Below are 18,323 nucleotides of genomic sequence, written 5' to 3' on the forward strand. Positions count from 1 at the left end.
AATAAGGACCCTGGCAGCAATGTGTCAGGGTCCTCCCAAACGAAACTGTATGAGTGTATGGCTTATCGGTTAGCCCGTCACTACTTTAATTACATTTTGAACGGATTCGGCCGATTTGTCCAGAGCCGCTTTTTCTTCCGAGGTCAGTTCAAGCTCAATAACCTTCTCAATACCGTCTCCGCCTATAATCGTAGGCACGCCCATAAACAGATTGTTATAGCCGTACTCGCCTTCTAGCAGGGCAATAACCGGCAGAATGCGTTTCTTATCCTTCAGGATCGCCTCCGTCATTTGAACAAGCGATGCTGCGGGCGCATAGTAAGCCGAACCGTTGCCCAGCAGGTTAACAATCTCTCCGCCGCCAACGCGGGAGCGCTGTACAATCGCTTCAATACGGTCAGACGGTATCAGCTTCTCGATCGGAATACCGCCTACATTGGAGTAACGAACAAGCGGCACCATATCGTCGCCATGTCCGCCAAGCACAAAGCCGCGCACATCCTCTACTGAGACATTCAGCTCCTGCGCGATAAAGGTGCAATAACGCGCGGTATCCAGAACGCCGGACTGGCCGATAACGCGATTTTTAGGAAAACCTAACGTCTGGTAAGCCACATAAGTCATGGCGTCCACCGGGTTAGAGAGGATAATGACATAAGCATTTGGACTTGTTGCCTTTACGCTTTCGCATACCGAACGGACAATTCCGGCATTGGTGTTAACCAGATCATCGCGGCTCATCCCCGGCTTGCGGGCAATGCCGGCCGTTATAATAACGACGTCGGAGTCCTTCGTCTCGTCGTAATTGGATGTACCCGTAATGTTGGCATCCAGGCCTTGAACAGGCGTTGATTCCAGCATATCAAGCGCTTTGCCTTTTGTTGGGTTCTCCAGTTGGGGAATATCGACAAGCACGATATCGCCAAGTTCCTTCTGAGCGGCCATCAGAGCCGTGGTTGCGCCAGTAAAGCCTGCGCCTACAACTGTAATTTTTCTGCGTTTAATAGCCATTAATATAACCCTCCTATACTTGTATTAACATCTGCATTATTGCCAAAAGTCATCCAAATAAGATAGAAGATAAGTGTAAAAAGGCTGGTTTTGTGGAAAAAAAAGCGGGGGCAAAAATGCCCCCGCTTTTTGTAAACTACATGTTTTTAATTACTTCGTCAGCAAATGCCGAGCATTTTACTTCAGTAGCGCCATCCATCAGGCGTGCGAAGTCATAAGTAACGGTTTTGTTGTTGATCGAAGTTTCCATACCTTTATAGATAAGGTCAGCCGCTTCTTGCCAGCCCAGATGCTCAAGCATCATAACGCCGGACAGAATTACGGAACCTGGGTTAACTACGTCTTTGTCTGCGTATTTAGGAGCAGTACCATGAGTAGCTTCGAAAATCGCATGACCAGTCAGGTAGTTGATGTTAGCGCCTGGAGCGATACCGATACCGCCAACTTGTGCAGCCAGAGCGTCGGACAGGTAGTCGCCGTTCAGGTTCAATGTAGCGATTACGTCAAAGTCAGTAGGACGAGTCAGAACTTGTTGCAGAGCGATGTCGGCAATCGCGTCTTTTACGACGATTTTGCCAGCAGCTTCAGCTTCTGCTTGTGCTTTGTTAGCAGCGTCTGTGCCTTCTGCTTCTTTAATGCGGTCGTATTGACCCCAAGTGAAGGTTTCGTTAGCGAACTCTTGCTCAGCCACTTCGTAGCCCCAGTTCTTGAACGCGCCTTCCGTATATTTCATGATGTTGCCTTTGTGAACCAGAGTAACTGTTTTCTTGCCATGCTTGATCGCGTATTCGATTGCAGCGCGAGCAAGACGTTGGGAGCCTTCTTTGGATACTGGCTTAATGCCGATACCGGAAGTTTCAGGGAAACGGATTTTATTAACGCCCATTTCGTTTTGCAGGAACGCAATAACTTTCTTCACTTGCTCGGAGCCTTCTTGGTACTCGATACCAGCATAGATGTCTTCAGTGTTCTCACGGAAGATAACCATGTCAACCAGCTCAGGACGTTTAACCGGGGATGGTACGCCAGCGAAGTAACGAACAGGACGAAGGCAAGTGTACAGGTCAAGCTCTTGGCGAAGCGCTACGTTCAGGGAACGGATACCGCCGCCGATTGGAGTTGTCAAAGGACCTTTGATTGCAACGATGTATTCGCGGATTGCAGTCAGCGTGTCAGCTGGCAGCCATTCGCCGAATTCGTTGAATGCTTTTTCGCCTGCGAATACTTCGTACCAAGCGATTTTTTTGCTGCCGCCGTATGCTTTCTCAACAGCTGCGTCAAGAACGCGTTTCGATGCGCGCCAGATGTCGCGGCCTGTGCCGTCGCCTTCGATGAAAGGAATGATTGGGTTGTTAGGTACTTGGAGAGCACCGTTATCAATTGTAATTTGCTCGCCTTCTGTTGGAAGGGCGTATTTCTCGAATTGTGCCATTAGAATAAATCCTCCTTAAGGGTATGTAAGCTGCGCTTAATAATTAGCGCTGCTCGATTGGAATATATTTCGCGTTAACCGGGCCGACATAATCAGCGCGAGGGCGAATCAGACGGTTGTTCTCGTATTGCTCAAGGATATGTGCGCTCCATCCCGAAACGCGGCTGATTGCAAATATCGGCGTGAACAGGTCGCGAGGAATACCCAATGTAGTGTAAACCGATGCCGAGTAGAAATCAACATTTGGTTTCAGACCTTTTTGGCCGGTAACCATGTCTTCGATCTTAATAGACATCTCGTACAGTTCCATATTGCCTGTCAATTTGCCCAGTTCACGGGACATTTGTTGCAGGTGCTTCGCGCGCGGGTCGCCGTCTTTATATACGCGGTGGCCAAAGCCCATGATTTTTTGTTTGTTCGCAAGCGCGTTGTTGATGTAACCTTCAACGTTCTCCATCGAACCGATTTCTTCAAGCATTACCATTACCGCTTCGTTAGCGCCGCCGTGCAGAGGGCCTTTCAAAGCGCCGATTGCGGAAGTTACGCCGGAATAGATATCGGACAATGTCGCCACGGTTACGCGGGCTGCAAATGTCGAAGCGTTAAGCTCGTGGTCAGCATGCAGTACCAATGCTTGATCCAAGGCTTTAATCGCTACTTCAGCCGGCTCTTCGCCAGTCAGCATGTAGAGGAAGTTGTAAGCGATCGATACTCCCTTTTTAGGAGCAATAGGCTCTTTGCCTTCGCGGATGCGGGCAAAAGCGGCCACAACAGTCGGAAGCTGAGCTTGCAGCTTGATTGCTTTCAGCTGATTCGCCTCAGGAGACATTTCGTTTGCGGATTCATCGTACAGAGCAAGGCTCGATACCGCTGTGCGAAGCGCTGCCATCGAGTTAGTGCCTTGCGGATACAATTTTATTTGTTCGATCACTTGCGCAGGGATAGCCGAGTATTGATCCAGCTTTTGCTGCAAGCCGTCGAGCTCGGAACGATTCGGCAGCTTGCCGTACCACAGCAGGTAGGCAACCTCTTCAAATGTCGCATTTTCTGCAAGATCATCAATATTAATACCGCGATATGTCAAGACTCCATCAATAATGGAGCTGATCGACGAAGAAGCGGCCACAATTCCTTCAAGACCTTTAGTTGCTGTCATTCGTTCTCTCTCCTCTAACTTGAAAAGTTATTCGCCAAAAATAGTAAACCTCTCGTCGCTATTAATCATAAATGATTTTATCAGCGAAGTGAACAAAACCGGACATAGAAATGCTTTATCAGCGCTATAAAGTTTTTTTTCATTCCCTTTCTTCCACAAATTTCGCACGAATTGCTCCAGACGCATTTTTCCCTATTCCGCGCAAAAATACTCGCTTCCCGTAATCATATTTCAATGTGATAGAATAGAAGAAATAACTAGCACGGAGGACCACGATGACAGAACAACGAATTGGCATCATTGATATCGGCTCGAACTCAGTCCGTCTTGTTGTCTATGAGCGGACAGCAAACGGCGCGCATCGCGTCATTGACGGAGGCAAGCGGCCTGCCCGCCTCGCGGAGCGGGTTGATGACAACGGCATTCTGGCAACGGATGCGATTACCGAGCTGCTCGGTACGCTAAACCATTTTACGATGATCTGCGCTCATAACCGGACCGGACATATCCGCGCGGTGGCGACGGCCGCTATCCGCAATGCGACGAACCGGGCAGAAATTTTGGAAACGATTAAATCCGAAACAGGCCTTACGATAGAATTGCTAAGCGGCGAAGAAGAAGCCTCCTACGGCTTTCTCGGGATGATTAACGCCATGGATGTGCAGGACGGCTTTCTTGTTGATATCGGCGGAGGAAGCACGGAGGTCTCTCTCTTCCGCGGCCGCCAGCTCGTCCAATCGGTATCTTTTCCGTTTGGCTGCGTCAGCCTGAACCAGAAGCACGCGGTGAAAGGGATGCTGAGCGAAGAAGGACTAAAAAGCATTGAAGCGCTGGTCGCCGAGGCTGTCAAAAACGAGCCTTGGCTGACGAAATCTCCATCCCTGCCGCTGATTGGGGTAGGCGGAACCGCACGCGCTATGGGCAAAATTCATCAGGCCGTGACGAAGTACCCTTTTACCCAAACACATAACTATCCGATAACGGGAACCGATGCGGATGCCCTGTTCCAGGAGCTGTACCTGACGCCGCTGGACAAACGCAAGAAATTCCCCGGTCTGTCCAAGGATCGCGTGGATGTCATTGTGCCCGGCATTGCGGTACTGCGCACCTTGTTCCGCCTGCTGAAGACCAGCCATTACCGCATATGCGGCTCCGGACTTCGCGACGGTCTGTTCCATGCGACCCGTTTCCCGGGACGTTCTCTCCATCAGGACGTACTCGCATTCAGCCTGCAAAACGTTATCGCTCTGCATCCGGCTGCGCCTAAACAGCATGTGATGCAGGTTAACCGTCTGGCATTGCAGCTCTACGACGAGCTGAGACCTGTACATCTGCTTCAGAACCGGGCAAAAGTGCTGCTTGATGCCGCCTCCACCTTGTTCCGGATCGGCGCTTCCATTGATTATTACGAATTCGCCAAGCATACGTTCTATCTCATTGTGAACTCCCATCTGAACGGGCTTGCCCACAGGGAAATTCTAATGATTGCAGCAATTGCTTCTTATAAAAGCAAAAACCGGACTCGCCAGCAGCTTCTCGAGTACAAGGAACTGCTGAGCGAATCCGATATGGATACCATTTATAAGCTTGGCATTCTGCTTCAGCTCGCGGCAGCGCTTGACCGCAGCGAGACGCAAGCGATCGGCCGATTGGAAGCGATCCAATCCGGCAGCCAGCTTCTGCTTAATCCGGTACGTTCCGAAGGGACATTAGCGGTTGAAGCCCGGGAAGTCGAGGAGCTTTCCTCCGATTTCAAAAAGCTGTGGGGACTGACTCCCGTCCTGGCCCTTCCCGACTATACGTAATTTTTCCACTGCGGAATCGATCTGGCTTCAAATTGACTGCGGAACGGCATCATTTCGTTCGTCACATGAACGTAGGTGCCGTTTGCCTGCAGCTCGCGAGCTTTTACATTATCGTCCAAATTAAGCTGCAGCATATTGATCAGGGTTTTGCGAAGGTTCTCGTCAAATACCGGACTCATCAGTTCGATCCGGCGCGTCAGATTCCTCGTCATCCAGTCCGCACTCGACAAATAGACCTCTTCTTCTCCGCCGTTATAGAAGTACATTACCCTTGCATGCTCCAAGAACCTGTCCACGATACTGATTACGCGAATATTATCGCTGCGTCCGGCTACGCCCGGTCTCAAGCAGCATACTCCCCGGACGATAAGTTCAATTTTGACCCCGGCTTGCGAAGCTTCATACAGCTTATCGATCATTTCCTGATTGGAAAGGGAATTCATCTTCGCAATAATATGAGCCTCTTGGCCCTGCTTCGCGTTGGCAATCTCACGGTCAATTAACCGGAACAGCTTCTCCTTCAAGTCTGTCGGTGCAACGCCAAACGCCTTCCATTCATATGGCGATGAGTACCCGGTTACCTCATTAAACAAGGCCGAGGCATCACTGCCGATAATCGGATGGGAAGTGAATAGACCGATATCCGTATACAAAGTGGCCGTGCTGTCGTTATAGTTGCCTGTTCCGACATGGACATAACGGCGCAGCGTGCCCATCTCCCTGCGGACAACAAGGCAAATCTTCGCATGCGTCTTAAGGCCAACAAGGCCGTAGACGACATGGCAGCCCGATTTCTCCAGCTGGCGTGCCCAAGCGATATTCCGCTCCTCATCAAACCTTGCCTTAAGCTCCACAACCACCGTTACCTGCTTGCCGGCTTCCGCGGCCTTGGACAAGGCCTGTACAAGCGCAGATTGGCCGCTGACACGGTATAAAGTCATCTTAATGGCCAGCACGTTGGGATCTTCCGCGGCTAGATCGATAAAATCATTTACCGCTTCAAACGATTCGTACGGGTGATACATCAGTACATCGCGCTGGCGGATCACTTCGAACATGTCATCCGTCTCATCGAATTCATGAGGGTACACCGGCTCAAGACGGCTGTAGCGCAGGTTGTCATAGCCCGGCAGCGAGTTAACAAATTTCATTAGGAAGCTGAGATCAAGAGGGCCGTCAATCTCAATCAGGTTATCTTCAATCTCCAGCTCTTCCTTCAACATCTCAAGCGCCATCGGATGCATGCCTCTTGCGACTTCCAGCCGCACCGGGATGCCCCAGCGTCTTCTGCGCAGCTCCTTCTCAATCTCTTCCAGAAGGTCTTCCGCCCCATCCTCATTTAACGTAAGATCGGCATTGCGCGTAATGCGGAACGCATGAACGGCGAACGGAACGTAGCCGTTAAACAAGGTAGTAATATGATTTTCGATAAGATCCTCGAGCAGCACAAACTCCATCTTCTTGCTATTTGTACGTCCCGGTACCGGCACAAAACGCTGCAGAATCGAAGGAACCTGCACGATTGCAAACAGCGGCTCATCCTCCTTGTCCGAATCCTCCCGCTGCAAAAGCACCGCCAGGTACAGCTCCTTCGTATGTACGAGGGGGAACGGGCGGCTCTGGTCAACGGCCATCGGCGTTAACACAGGGAAAACAATTTCCTGAAAATATTCCGACACCGCCTTGGATTGGCTGACGTTCAGTTCCTTGACGGATGAAATAATAATGCCTTCACGACCGAGGCAACGGAATACTTCCCGGTACGTTTTGTATTGATCATAGACCATCTGGGTCGTCCGTTTGATCAGCCTTTTCCATAGTCCGGCAGGCGTATAGCCCGTAAAATCCATCTTCGTGTAGCCCGCGCGGATCTGATCCTGGATGCCGGCTACTCTAACACTCATAAATTCATCCAGATTGCTGGATACAATGGATAAAAATTTGGCGCGTTCAAGCAGTGGATTATTCGATTCCTGTGCTTCCTGGAGCACTCTGCGGTTAAACTCAATCCAGCTCAAATCCCGGTTCACATAGTGGGACAATTGTCTTGTCATTCCTCACGCCTCCCCAATTATGCCCCTATTATGACTGATGACTATTATAGGAATATTAACGATTTGTAAAGATCAGGTTAAAGCTCCGGTTGATGCTCCGGTTGTTTCGGTCGATTGCTCCTTGCGGTTTATTTCTTGATCAACCTTTCAAAGGTTGAAACAAACGCGCAATAGTCGCACTAGGGCTCGAAACAACCTCCGCTTACAGAGAAAAGATTAAGGAACAACTACGCCATGGACTGCAGCAAAGCATATAATTCCGGCAGACCCTTATCCAATCTTGCCGGCCGCCATTTCTCATTTACCCAGACATGCTTCGTTCCTCCGGCTACCAGCCGTTCCCCCGGAAGATCCTCGTACTGGTTAACAACAGCGGGATGGAATTGTTCCAGACTTACTTTGCGGATTTCCGATTCAAAGGAGAGACGCACAGACGAAAAATCCGAAATACGCGTACAAATCAGCACCGTATCATCGTAACGGGCCGGCAGTTCGTACCTGCACTGAAGATCCACCACCGGAAGCAGCAGGCCCTGCTGCTCGATCGTTTTGTAATCATACCCCGCTGAACGGATCAGCTCGGTACGGCCAATTTCAAACCAGGTTATGTAATTCCCATGAAAAACAACCCCCATTTGATCCGTTTCCTGATAACGAACGCGCAGAGGATGAAGGAACCATTGCTGTGACGGCATGATGAAGCTACCCCCTATATATTACGAACTTGAGGACGAAAAAATTAGCTTTGTTTACAAAACGCAAACATAAATCGTGCATATGTATATCCCTGTATGTGAAACAAAAGCGACGGTGAATGGCTCACCCTCGCTTCTGTTCTTCTCTGCTTCTAAAGAGAAATATGAAATTCGTTATTACAGGACTTTAGCTTGTCCGGAGTATACAACGCCAGTCTCGCCGTAGACCGTTACTTCCGTACCGTCCATCAGCAATTCTGTAGCATTCGAGATGCCCAGAATAACCGGAATACCCAGGTTAATACCGCATACAGCTGCATGGCTTGTAATACCGCCTTGCTCTGTAATAACGGCAGCTGCTTTTTCGAAAGCAGGCATATATTCTTTATCCGTCGATACCGTAACCAGGATCGAACCGGAAGTTACGCGTGCGTTTGCTTCTTCAGGCGTGCGGGCAACAACGATGCGGCCAGTAGCCGTTTGGCTGCCGATGCCTTGGCCTTGAGCCAGAAGCTCGCCAACATGGTGAATCTTGATCAGGTTTGTTGTACCTGCGCGGCCAACCGGAACACCTGCTGTAATAACGATTGTGTCGCCAAGGCTGATCAAGCCAGTGCTTCTTGCACCATCAACCGCATTCTCGAACATTGCGTCCGTTGTTTCAGCGATTTCGCCGAGAACCGGTTTAACGCCCCAGATCAGAGCCAGACGGCGCATAACCTTCTCATCGTTAGTTACCGCGATGATTGGTGCTTTCGGACGGTATTTGGATACCATACGAGCTGTGAAACCGCTTTGCGTCGAAGTCACGATTGCTGCCGCGTTCAGGTCCAGAGCGGAAACTGCAACCGCTTGGCTGATTGCTTCCGTTACGGAAGTTTTTTGAGCGTTAGCTTGTTTCGTGAAGATTTCACGGTATTCCAGAGCCGCTTCCGCGCGCTCAGCAATACGGGACATTGTAGTTACCGCTTCAACCGGGTATTTACCGGCAGCTGTTTCGCCGGAGAGCATGATTGCATCCGTACCGTCGAAGATTGCGTTCGCTACGTCACTTGCTTCAGCGCGTGTAGGACGCGGGTTGCGCTGCATCGAATCCAGCATTTGTGTAGCCGTGATAACCGGTTTACCGGCACGGTTACATTTTTCGATCATTGTTTTTTGTACCAGCGGTACTTCTTCAGCCGGAATCTCAACGCCAAGGTCGCCACGGGCAACCATCAGACCGTCGGAAACTTCCAGAATCTCATCAAGATTGTCAACGCCTTGTTGGTTCTCGATTTTGGAGATGATTTGGATGTGGCTTGCATTGTGGCGCTCAAGCAGCTCGCGAATTTCAAGCACGTCGCTTGCTTTACGAACGAACGATGCCGCTACGAAGTCGATGCCCATTTCGATACCGAAGATGATATCGTTAGCGTCTTTTTCCGTGATGCCCGGAAGGGAAATCGCAACGCCAGGAACGTTAACGCCCTTTTTGCTCTTGATTTGTCCGCTGTTGTTGATGCGGCAAATAATTTCAGTGCCTTGAACTTCTTCAACCGTCAGACCGATCAAACCGTCATCGATCAGAATAGTCGAACCTACGGAAACGTCGTTAGGAAGGTTGTCGTAAGTAATAGGCACACGATTAATGTCGCCCAAAATCTCTTCCGTTGTCAGAGCAACGCGCTCGCCTGCCACAAGCTCGATCGGCTCTTCTTTCAGCTTGCCAAGACGAATCTCCGGACCTTTGGTGTCGAGCAGAATCGCTACGCTAGTTCCAAGCTCTTTGTTTGCGATGCCGATGTTTTTGATACGGTTGCCATGTTCTTCAAAGTCGCCGTGGGAGAAGTTCAGACGGGCAACGTTCATCCCCGCTTTAATCAGTTTTTTCGTGTTTTCCAACGATTCGCTGGAAGGTCCAATCGTACATACAATCTTAGCTTTACGCATGTTTAAGTATCCTCCGTTTAGTGCCTGCTATAGTCATTATAGTCAATAATCAAGATCTTGAGCCGCAGCTTGTACGACAGTGTAAAAATTTTATACCTTTGCCGATTCCGTCATTTCGGTAGCTTCAGCCTCTTGCGGGGCTTGCGCAGCTTCCTGCGCTGCAGCTTCCGCCACTTGGAATTCGCCAATCTTGCGGAATTTATGGTAACGGTCTTCAATGAGTTGCTCAGGGGTCATCGGCAGAAGTTCCACCAAATGCTTCCACAATTTCTCCTTCAGCCGTTCCGCCGTGAACGCTAGATCGCGGTGCGCGCCGCCTTGCGGCTCTTCTATGATGTCCTCGATCACTTCGAACTCGAGCAAATCCTTCGCCGTAATTTTCATCGCTTCAGCCGCAATATCCGCTTTGGATGCGTCCTTCCACAGAATGGAAGCCGCGCCGTTAGGGGAAATCGCGGAGTAAATCGCATTCTCCAGCATCAGTACCCGGTTGCCTACGCCAAGGGCAAGCGCCCCGCCGCTGCCGCCTTCACCGATAACGATGCAGACGATTGGCACAGCAAATCCGGCCATCTCTCTTAAGTTGCGGGCAATCGCTTCCGATTGGCCACGCTCCTCGGCCGTGTTGCCTGGATACGCGCCCTTTGTATCGATTAAAGTAATGATCGGGCGTTTGAATTTGTTTGCTTGCTGCATAAGTCGCAGCGCTTTCCGGAATCCTTCCGGATGGGGACTGCCAAAGAAACGGGCAATATTATCCTTCGTATCCTTGCCGCGCTGATGGCCGATAACCGTTACCGGCAGGCCGTTCAGCTTGGCAAGACCGCCGACAATCGCCAGATCATCGGCAAACAAACGGTCGCCATGCAGTTCAATAAAGTCCGTGAAGACAGCCTGAATGAAATCAAGCGAGGTTGGACGCTGGTGAAGACGCGCGATGTGCATCTTCTGCGCCGGGGTCATTTCGTTGTACAGTTCCTCTTCCATTTGCTTGCACTTCTCTTCAAGACGCGCAATCTCCTCGGAAAAGTCCATGCCGTTGCTCTCAGCCAGCGTCTTCAGCGTTGCGATCTTCTCGCGCAAATCGCTGATCGGCTTCTCGAACGGAAGCATCTGTTCAGCCGCCATGGGATAATCCCTCCCTTACGGTATGCATATCCAGCAGCTTGCCAAGCGTTGTCTTCATATCCTTGCGGTGAACAACCAGGTCAAGCTGCCCATGCTGCATGTTGAACTCTGCTGTCTGGAAGTTATCCGGCAGCTTCTGGCGGATCGTTTGTTCGATTACGATACGGCCCGCAAAGCCCACAAGCGCGCCGGGCTCGGCCAAATTGTAGTCGCCAAGACTCGCAAAGCTGGCGGAAACCCCGCCCATCGTAGGATCTGTAAACACCGAAATGAACAAGCCTCCAGCCCCTTGAAACATGGAAAGAGCGGCGCTTGTCTTCGCCATTTGCATTAAGCTAAGTATACTTTCCTGCATACGGGCGCCGCCCGACGTCGAGAAAATAAGAAGTGGCAGCTTCTTCTCATGCGCCGCTTCGATTGCTCTTGTTATTTTCTCGCCAACGACAGATCCCATGCTTCCGCTGAAGAAGTCAAAGCTCATGACCGCAACAACAACCGGATGGCCGTTAATGGTGCCTTCGCCCGTTACAACGGCTTCGCGAAGATTCGGATTCTTCTGCCGTTGCTGCTCAAGCTTCCCTTTGTACCCAGGGAATTCGAGCGGATCCACAGATTCCATATCCGCATCGTATTCATACAAACGCCCGTCATCAAGCGTCATTCCAATCCGTTCCCAAGCACTCAGACGGTAATGATGCCCGCATGACGAGCATACCTTCAAATTCTTATCCAATTCTTTGCTGTACTGAATGGTGCCGCATTTGGAGCACTTATTCATTAGACCTTCCGGTATGTCGCGTTTAGGCCGCTCAGAAGGGATGGTCGCATACTTCTTCTTTGAAAATAAGTCCTTAATTTGCAATGTGTGACACCTCTCAAGGCGCAATAGTATAAGGTATTACGGCTGCATGATGGAGTTAAATACTTCCTGTACTTCCTCCAATTCACCCGAAGGAACCAAAATCTCATATTGCTGTTTAGACAGATTAACTGGACGGACTTTTACGAGAAAGCCTTCTTCCGTAAGCCGCTTCTTGATGTTGTCCGCGATTCTAGCGGTTGGAGCGATGTAAATGACCGTCCACATTATGGTACCTCCTGAAAACTTTGCCTGCAGCAAAGTTCGCATCTTCTAACAAGTCAATCCCGTTAAAGGCCATATGATGTCATAATGATACCACAGTCATGGCGAATCGGGCAAATGGTATCGGATGGCTTTTGGGTCCTGATGCGCGATCCTTGCTGATGCCGCCGCCGCCAGTCCCGCAACAAGATCGTCGAGAAACACGTGAATTTTCTCGCCTTTCAGATTCAGCTGACGAATAATGCCGGGCTTTACTTTATCCAAATATCCGAAACTCGTCAAGCCAATCATCCCATAAACATTCGTTATTCCTAGTGCTAAAGTCTCGTCTACGCCATACAGGGACTCGTCGGTTTCCATGATGGCCTGCAGCGGCTCCGGCAGCAAACGGCGTTCGGCAAGCTCATCAAGGGCGATTCCGGTATACAGCACATACTGCACTTCGCGCTTCTCCAAAACAGCTCTTACACTCTCTTCGCATTCGGCTACGGTCAAATCCGCATTGTAAGGACGCTGCAGCGTATATACAATTTCCGCAATATCGTCCACGCTTACTCCACGCTTTTGCAACCATTTTTCGATTCCGGACGTCATGTCCATCCCTCCCGCATATGCTTGTACGTCTTCATGCAACGCAAGCCGGGGAAAAATTGCGGCTGCCAAACCGCTTAATCCCGCTTGTAACAATAAATGTATGCGGGAGGTGATAGAGTTGTGCATAAATTATCTGACAATTACCGCTCCTTGCCCAAGAAGCTGCTCAATGGCGCTGAATAATTGAGGAGAAGGCTTTGTGCGGTACGTTTCGCTTAGAGCAAGCGAGCGCTGCTCCCGCTCATAGAACAACACCGTATCCAGCTGTCCGTGATGGTCGGCCAATAGCTTCTTCAGCTGCTCCAGCACGTCCGGATGCTCGCGCGAAGCGATAATCTTGATATAAACGCGCTGACGTTTCCTTTCGGCAGGAGGAGCAGCGCGCTCGGAAGACTCAGCCGGCCTTGCAGGCTGCGGTTTCCGGGCTGCAGATGCCGCCGGTGAAGCTTGAGCGGTCCTAATTCCTGCCGCTTGGCTTTGGGGAGAAGTCTGAGCGGGCGGCTGATTGATGCCGCCTGCCGGCCTCGAGGCACGGGAGCTCGCATGCTTCCGCATCCGACCCACAGGCTCGGCCAGCTGCTCCGCGGTTGCCGTCCCTTCCTGAATCGGCACAACATCTTCGATGATCAGCTTAAAGTCCTCGTCCTGATGCTGAACCGTAGCGTGAATAATCGCGAGCCCGCCTTTCACAAGACGATCCCCGCAGCGCTTCCATACAGCCGGGAATACAACCCCCTCTGCACGCATCACCCTGTCCTCTATTTCAATAAAGCCCATCGCATTTCCTTTTTTATTTGTAAATGGTTTAAGAGAAACCACTCTCGCTCCGATAAAAGCTGCTGCTCCTTCTGCTGCTTCCCCAAGCTCTATGAACCGGTCAAGGCCAAGCGGCTCAAGCTGTTCCTCTACGGCATCCAGCGGATGGCCGGACAAGTACAATCCCAGCAGTTCACGTTCCAACTCCAGCTGCTCGCCCGTCGAATACGGCCTAATATCCGGCAGCTCGACATCCCAGTTCTGCACTTCGTCAAAGCCGAACAGCTCGATCTGCAGCTCCTCGCGTTCCTTGCGCCACTTCAGCGCGGCTTCCACGGTTTCTTCGAGGGCGGCAAGCTGCTGCGCGCGGTGACCGGGCAGCGATTCAAGCGCTCCGGCTTGAATAAGCGATTCCAGCACCCGCTTGTTGACAACGCGCAGATCCACCCGGCGGCACAAGTCAAGCAGGCTGTCGAAAGGCCGTTCCCGGCGCTCTTTCTCGATAGCCTCGATAGCTTGCGTGCCGACGTTTTTAATAGCCGCAAGGCCAAAACGAACGGCCCCCTCCACCGGTGTAAACGTAACGCCGCTTTCGTTCACGTCAGGAGGCAGCACCTCAATGCCCATCCGTCTGCATTCGTCCACGTATTCGGCTGTTTTGCGCTGATTGCCGGTAACGGAAGCAAGCATCGACGCCATAAACGGAATCGGATAATGAGCCTTCAGCCACGCCGTCTGAAAAGCAAGCACGCCGTACGCTGCGGCATGGGCGCGCGGGAAGCCGTAGTCCGCAAACCGGACGATCATATCATAGACCAGATTGGCATCCTCGCTTGTATAACCTTCGCTGACGCTGCCTTTTACGAAATGCGCGCGCTGCTCGTCGAGCACCTCCCGCTTCTTCTTCGACACGGCGCGGCGCAGCAAATCCGCTTCGCCAAGCGAGAAGCCGGCCATAGCAGAAGCAATCTGCATGATCTGCTCCTGGTAGACAATTATGCCATACGTATCCGATAGAATAGGCTCGAGAGAGGGATGCGGATATTTAACCGGCGCAAGCCCATGCTTGCCTTGAATGTAATTCGGAATAAATTCCATCGGACCCGGACGGTACAAGGCAAGCACCGATACGATGTCTTCGAATTCGCTCGGCTTCATCTCCTTCAGTACACGCCTGACGCCTGACGACTCCAACTGGAAAATCCCCATCGTCTCGCCGCGCCCAAGCATCGCGTAGGTGTCCGGATCATTATCCGGCACTTTCCGGAAATCAATTTCCTTGCCGTATAAGCCCTTCACCCAAGCAAGCGAACGCTCCACGATGGATAACGTTCTCAGGCCGAGGAAGTCCATTTTCAAAAGGCCAACCGCCTCGAGATGCTCCATCGAATATTGCGTGAGCGCTGTCCGCTCGCTTCCCGCCTGCAGCGGGACGTAATCGGTTAACGGACCGCCGGAGATAACAACACCGGCCGCATGGGTAGAAGCGTGGCGCGGCATGCCCTCCACCTTCAGCGCCATCTTGATCATGGCATCGGTTCTCGGCTGCCGTTGGCAAGCTTCGCGCAGGCCTTCGCTGATCCGAAGAGCTTCCTCGAGCGTAATGTGGAGCTGATTCGGAATCATCTTCGCCGCCCGGTCGACCTCCGCGAACGGCACATTCATTGCGCGCCCAACGTCCCTGACAGCGGCTTTGGCGGCCATCGTACCAAAAGTAATGATCTGGGCCACATGCTCATCGCCGTATTTGGCCGAAACATAGGCGATAACCTCATCGCGGCGTTCGTCATTAAAGTCGATATCGATGTCGGGCATCGTAATCCGTTCCGGATTCAGGAACCGCTCGAAGAGCAGCTTGTACTTCAGCGGATCCACGTCGGTTATCCGGAGCACGTAAGCAACAAGGCTTCCCGCTGACGAGCCCCGTCCCGGACCGGTCCGGATGCCCTGCTCATGGGCAAAGCGGACGAAATCCCATACGATCAGGAAATAATCGCTGAAGCCCATATTTTCAATAACGGACAGCTCATAAGCGAGCCTTGCCTCCGCCTGTTCCCGGTATGCCGGATCCTCCGACCATTGCGGCAGCCCCGCGTAACGGGAAGCAAGTCCGCTCCTGCACAGCTCGGCCAAATACGCCGTCGAAGTCATGCCGCCCGGCACCGGACGGAAGACGGGCAGCGCTGCACGCCCAAACGTCAGCTCCAGCGAGCACTTGTCCGCGATTTCTGCAGTATGGCGTATCGCTTCAGGCACGTGGCGGAACAAGAGTTCCATCTCTTCTCCGCTTTTCATATACAGCTGATCCGTCCCCATCTTCATTCGGTCCGTATCATCTACCGACTTGCCTGTTCCAATGCATATCAGAACATCCTGAACAGCGGCATCCTCCGGCGTCAAATAATGAACATCGTTGGTAGCCGTAAGCTTGATGCCTGTTTCCCGAGCTAATTCAATCATGGCAGCCGCTACTTTTTTCTGATCGAGCATGCCGTGATCCTGCAGCTCCAAATAAAAGTCATCCCCGAAGATCCGCTTATACCGCATTGCAGCCGTCAGCGCTTCCTCCCGGCGGTCATGAAGCAGATGCTGCGAGATTTCACCATGGAGACATGAACTCAAGCAGACCAGACCTTCGGAATGAGCCTCCAGTACTTCCGGGTCGATACGAGGCTTATAGTGAAAGCCTTCCAGATGTCCAATCGAGACCAGCTTCATCAGATTGCGGTAGCCGGTCTCGTTTTTGGCTAGGAGAATTAAATGATAGATCGGATTGTCCTTGCGCGTTCCCTTCTCGAAACGGGATCCCGCCGTAAAATACATCTCGCAGCCGATAATCGGCTTGATGCCCCGTGCCAGGCATGCTCTATAAAAAGGAATAGCTCCGTACATGACACCGTGATCGGTAAGGGCAAGCGCCTTCATCCCTTGCTCGGCAGCCCTTGCCACCAAATCGCGGATCCGGGCTGCGCCGTCAAGCAAGCTGTATTCGCTATGCACGTGCAAATGCACAAACGAGGAATCTATGTTGTTCATCCGCTGGCACCCTCTTTCGGTTCTTATTCCTTCTATTTTATCATAATAGACCGCACAGCGCCCATAGAATGGTAGTGAGGCAGCCGGACAGGCTGGACTAAGCGCTAAAAGGCAGGTGTACGTTGTGAACGTCATTTTATCTAAGGCCGGGCTTGATTTTTTTATCGCCTTTGGCGTTGTTGTCGGAGGATCCATGCTGGCCGGACTCGGCTCCGTTTTTTTGCTGCTCCCCCCTACCTCCATGATGCTGAGCACGGCCGCGAATCTCAAAATATGGGCGATTGTCGCGGCCGTCGGAGGATCTATCGATCCGATGCGCGTTATCGAGAGTAATATCGCGGAAGGGCATTTATCACCGGCCGTCCTTCAGATTGCCTATATCGCCATTGCTTTTCTGGGCGCTCACATGGGAACGGAGTTAGTCAAGCTCGTTTGCAAAGGGGCGGCTTAATGCATGCGCGTACCTCAGTTTGAGCGGTATGTAAAAGGGGTGCAGATGCTTGGCGTACTGCTGCTTGGCATGCTGCTTGGCGCAATCATATATAATTCCATCTACCACGCCCAATTCGAGGCGCTAGTGAACCTGAAGAGCGATCTGGAGGTTAAGCTGGAGCAGTCCGAAACGGAAATAAAAGGCTTAACGCAATTCAAAAGTCAGCATACCGTCATCAAAAGCGTCGTGCCGCGGATCGAAGAGGAAGCCGGCCAAAATACCGACCGCCCCAAGCTTGATAAAGTAACGGAAGCGGAATTAATCAAGCGGATCAAAGCGGATCTTTCCGTTTTCCTTGGGCAAAGCATCTATGAGATCGATACGGACGCCCAGCTCGCCCGGAGACTATTAAGCAACAAGATTTATACCAATGTTCTAGAAAAAGACTATTCCATCGACATCACGACTATCCTGGTTGCGGAAAACAAGCTGCAAGTATGGGTTAAAGTCAGGCTATACGCGAGACCTCCTTCTTAATCGCATTTATTTCCGGTTTTGGGTGAATTCATGCTACAATAACGCCATTGAGACTACAAAAGGAGCTGTAGCTAAACATGGATTCACTCCTGCAATGGGTGTTTGCGCCGGGCATTATGATCACATTGGCGCTTACCGTCTTTTTCAGCTTTAGATCCCGCCGCTCGACGGACGCGCGCGCGCGCGGCCTTCATGCTTCGCGGATGAACATCAGCATGGGCTTCATGCTTATGTTTATCGCCGGCGTTCAGCTGTTTCTCTCCGGCACTTCGACGGCGCGTATCGTAATCGGAGCGATTTTCCTCGTTATCGGATTTTTCAATTTGTTTGCGGGGCTGCGCAACCATAGTATTTTTCGGACGATGCAGCAGTAGAGCGAATTATGAAAATGGATGGCACTGCGTGGGGCGAATATTTCTTCGATCGCTGTTGGTTCCGGATTCCTCTCATTAAACGTAGGACAAGGTAGGAATCCGGGAACCAAAGGCGAGCGCTCCGCTTCTCAGAAACATTCGCCCGCTCCGTGCTCTCATTTTCATAAAAGTCCACTGCTGCCCGTCCTTTGGGGCAACAGAATGAGCCGACCTGGCATTTCGCGGGTCGGCTTTTTGTTTGGGGACGCGGAAAGTTTTCTTTTACTCAAACTCGGCCTAGAGAATACGGTCTTCTA

General features: G+C 51.4%; 15 protein-coding genes. 4 read left to right on the forward strand and 11 right to left on the reverse strand.

Going from position 1 to position 18,323, the window contains the following annotated elements:
* Positions 1–69 precede the first annotated feature (69 nt).
* The 3 genes from mdh to citZ all read right to left on the reverse strand — a co-directional run bounded on the left by mdh (position 70) and on the right by citZ (position 3,599).
* Complete coding sequence (gene mdh / locus PJDR2_RS22515; protein ID WP_015846032.1) at positions 70–1,011, reverse strand: malate dehydrogenase; 942 nt, start codon at positions 1,009–1,011, stop codon at positions 70–72.
* Positions 1,012–1,147: 136 nt separating this feature from the next.
* Positions 1,148–2,443, reverse strand: a complete 1,296-nt coding sequence (gene icd, locus PJDR2_RS22520; RefSeq protein WP_015846033.1) for an NADP-dependent isocitrate dehydrogenase — start codon at positions 2,441–2,443, stop codon at positions 1,148–1,150.
* 43 nt (positions 2,444–2,486) lie between these two features.
* Positions 2,487–3,599, reverse strand: a complete 1,113-nt coding sequence (citZ, locus tag PJDR2_RS22525) for a citrate synthase (protein WP_015846034.1) — start codon at positions 3,597–3,599, stop codon at positions 2,487–2,489.
* Positions 3,600–3,874: 275 nt separating this feature from the next.
* On the opposite strand from citZ, the gene PJDR2_RS22530 reads away from it, so the two are divergent.
* A complete protein-coding gene (locus PJDR2_RS22530) occupies positions 3,875–5,404 on the forward strand; it encodes a Ppx/GppA phosphatase family protein (RefSeq protein WP_015846035.1) in 1,530 nt (509 codons plus the stop codon).
* On the opposite strand, the gene PJDR2_RS22535 is transcribed toward PJDR2_RS22530, so the two are convergent.
* From PJDR2_RS22535 to PJDR2_RS22570, 8 genes are all read right to left on the reverse strand, one after another.
* On the reverse strand, positions 5,395–7,458 hold the full coding sequence (locus tag PJDR2_RS22535) for an RNA degradosome polyphosphate kinase (protein WP_015846036.1): 2,064 nt from the start codon (positions 7,456–7,458) through the stop codon (positions 5,395–5,397). The two genes, PJDR2_RS22530 and PJDR2_RS22535, sit on opposite strands and share 10 nt — an antisense overlap.
* A gap of 227 nt (positions 7,459–7,685) precedes the next feature.
* Positions 7,686–8,153, reverse strand: coding sequence for an acyl-CoA thioesterase (locus PJDR2_RS22540; RefSeq protein WP_015846037.1), 468 nt, complete (start codon positions 8,151–8,153; stop codon positions 7,686–7,688).
* A gap of 177 nt (positions 8,154–8,330) precedes the next feature.
* Positions 8,331–10,085 carry a pyruvate kinase gene (pyk, locus tag PJDR2_RS22545; protein WP_015846038.1) on the reverse strand — a complete coding sequence of 585 codons (1,755 nt, stop codon included), beginning with the start codon at positions 10,083–10,085 and terminating at the stop codon, positions 8,331–8,333.
* 90 nt (positions 10,086–10,175) lie between these two features.
* The gene (locus PJDR2_RS22550) at positions 10,176–11,213 is read right to left on the reverse strand and encodes an acetyl-CoA carboxylase carboxyltransferase subunit alpha (RefSeq protein WP_015846039.1); all 1,038 of its coding nucleotides are present in this window, start codon (positions 11,211–11,213) and stop codon (positions 10,176–10,178) included.
* Positions 11,203–12,075 (reverse strand): acetyl-CoA carboxylase, carboxyltransferase subunit beta, encoded by an 873-nt coding sequence (gene accD, locus PJDR2_RS22555; RefSeq protein ID WP_015846040.1) that lies wholly within the window; start codon positions 12,073–12,075, stop codon positions 11,203–11,205. Before accD ends, PJDR2_RS22550 begins: the two co-directional genes overlap by 11 nt.
* A 36-nt stretch (positions 12,076–12,111) precedes the next feature.
* Entirely contained in the window at positions 12,112–12,300 is a 189-nt protein-coding gene (locus PJDR2_RS22560; RefSeq protein WP_015846041.1) for a hypothetical protein, read from the reverse strand.
* 96 nt (positions 12,301–12,396) lie between these two features.
* Complete coding sequence (locus tag PJDR2_RS22565; protein ID WP_015846042.1) at positions 12,397–12,891, reverse strand: phosphatidylglycerophosphatase A; 495 nt, start codon at positions 12,889–12,891, stop codon at positions 12,397–12,399.
* A gap of 129 nt (positions 12,892–13,020) precedes the next feature.
* Positions 13,021–16,683, reverse strand: a complete 3,663-nt coding sequence (locus tag PJDR2_RS22570; protein ID WP_015846043.1) for a DNA polymerase III subunit alpha — start codon at positions 16,681–16,683, stop codon at positions 13,021–13,023.
* A 124-nt stretch (positions 16,684–16,807) separates the two neighbouring features.
* Between PJDR2_RS22570 and PJDR2_RS22575 the strand changes: the two genes are divergently transcribed.
* The 3 genes from PJDR2_RS22575 to PJDR2_RS22585 all read left to right on the forward strand — a co-directional run bounded on the left by PJDR2_RS22575 (position 16,808) and on the right by PJDR2_RS22585 (position 18,027).
* Positions 16,808–17,134, forward strand: a complete 327-nt coding sequence (locus PJDR2_RS22575) for a YtrH family sporulation protein (RefSeq protein WP_015846044.1) — start codon at positions 16,808–16,810, stop codon at positions 17,132–17,134.
* 3 nt (positions 17,135–17,137) lie between these two features.
* Positions 17,138–17,653 carry a hypothetical protein gene (locus PJDR2_RS22580; protein ID WP_015846045.1) on the forward strand — a complete coding sequence of 172 codons (516 nt, stop codon included), beginning with the start codon at positions 17,138–17,140 and terminating at the stop codon, positions 17,651–17,653.
* A 77-nt stretch (positions 17,654–17,730) separates the two neighbouring features.
* Positions 17,731–18,027, forward strand: a complete 297-nt coding sequence (locus tag PJDR2_RS22585) for a YtpI family protein (protein WP_015846046.1) — start codon at positions 17,731–17,733, stop codon at positions 18,025–18,027.
* Positions 18,028–18,323 lie beyond the last annotated feature (296 nt).

This window comes from Paenibacillus sp. JDR-2 (assembly GCF_000023585.1).
In the GTDB taxonomy this organism is placed as follows: Bacteria; Bacillota; Bacilli; order Paenibacillales; family Paenibacillaceae; genus Pristimantibacillus.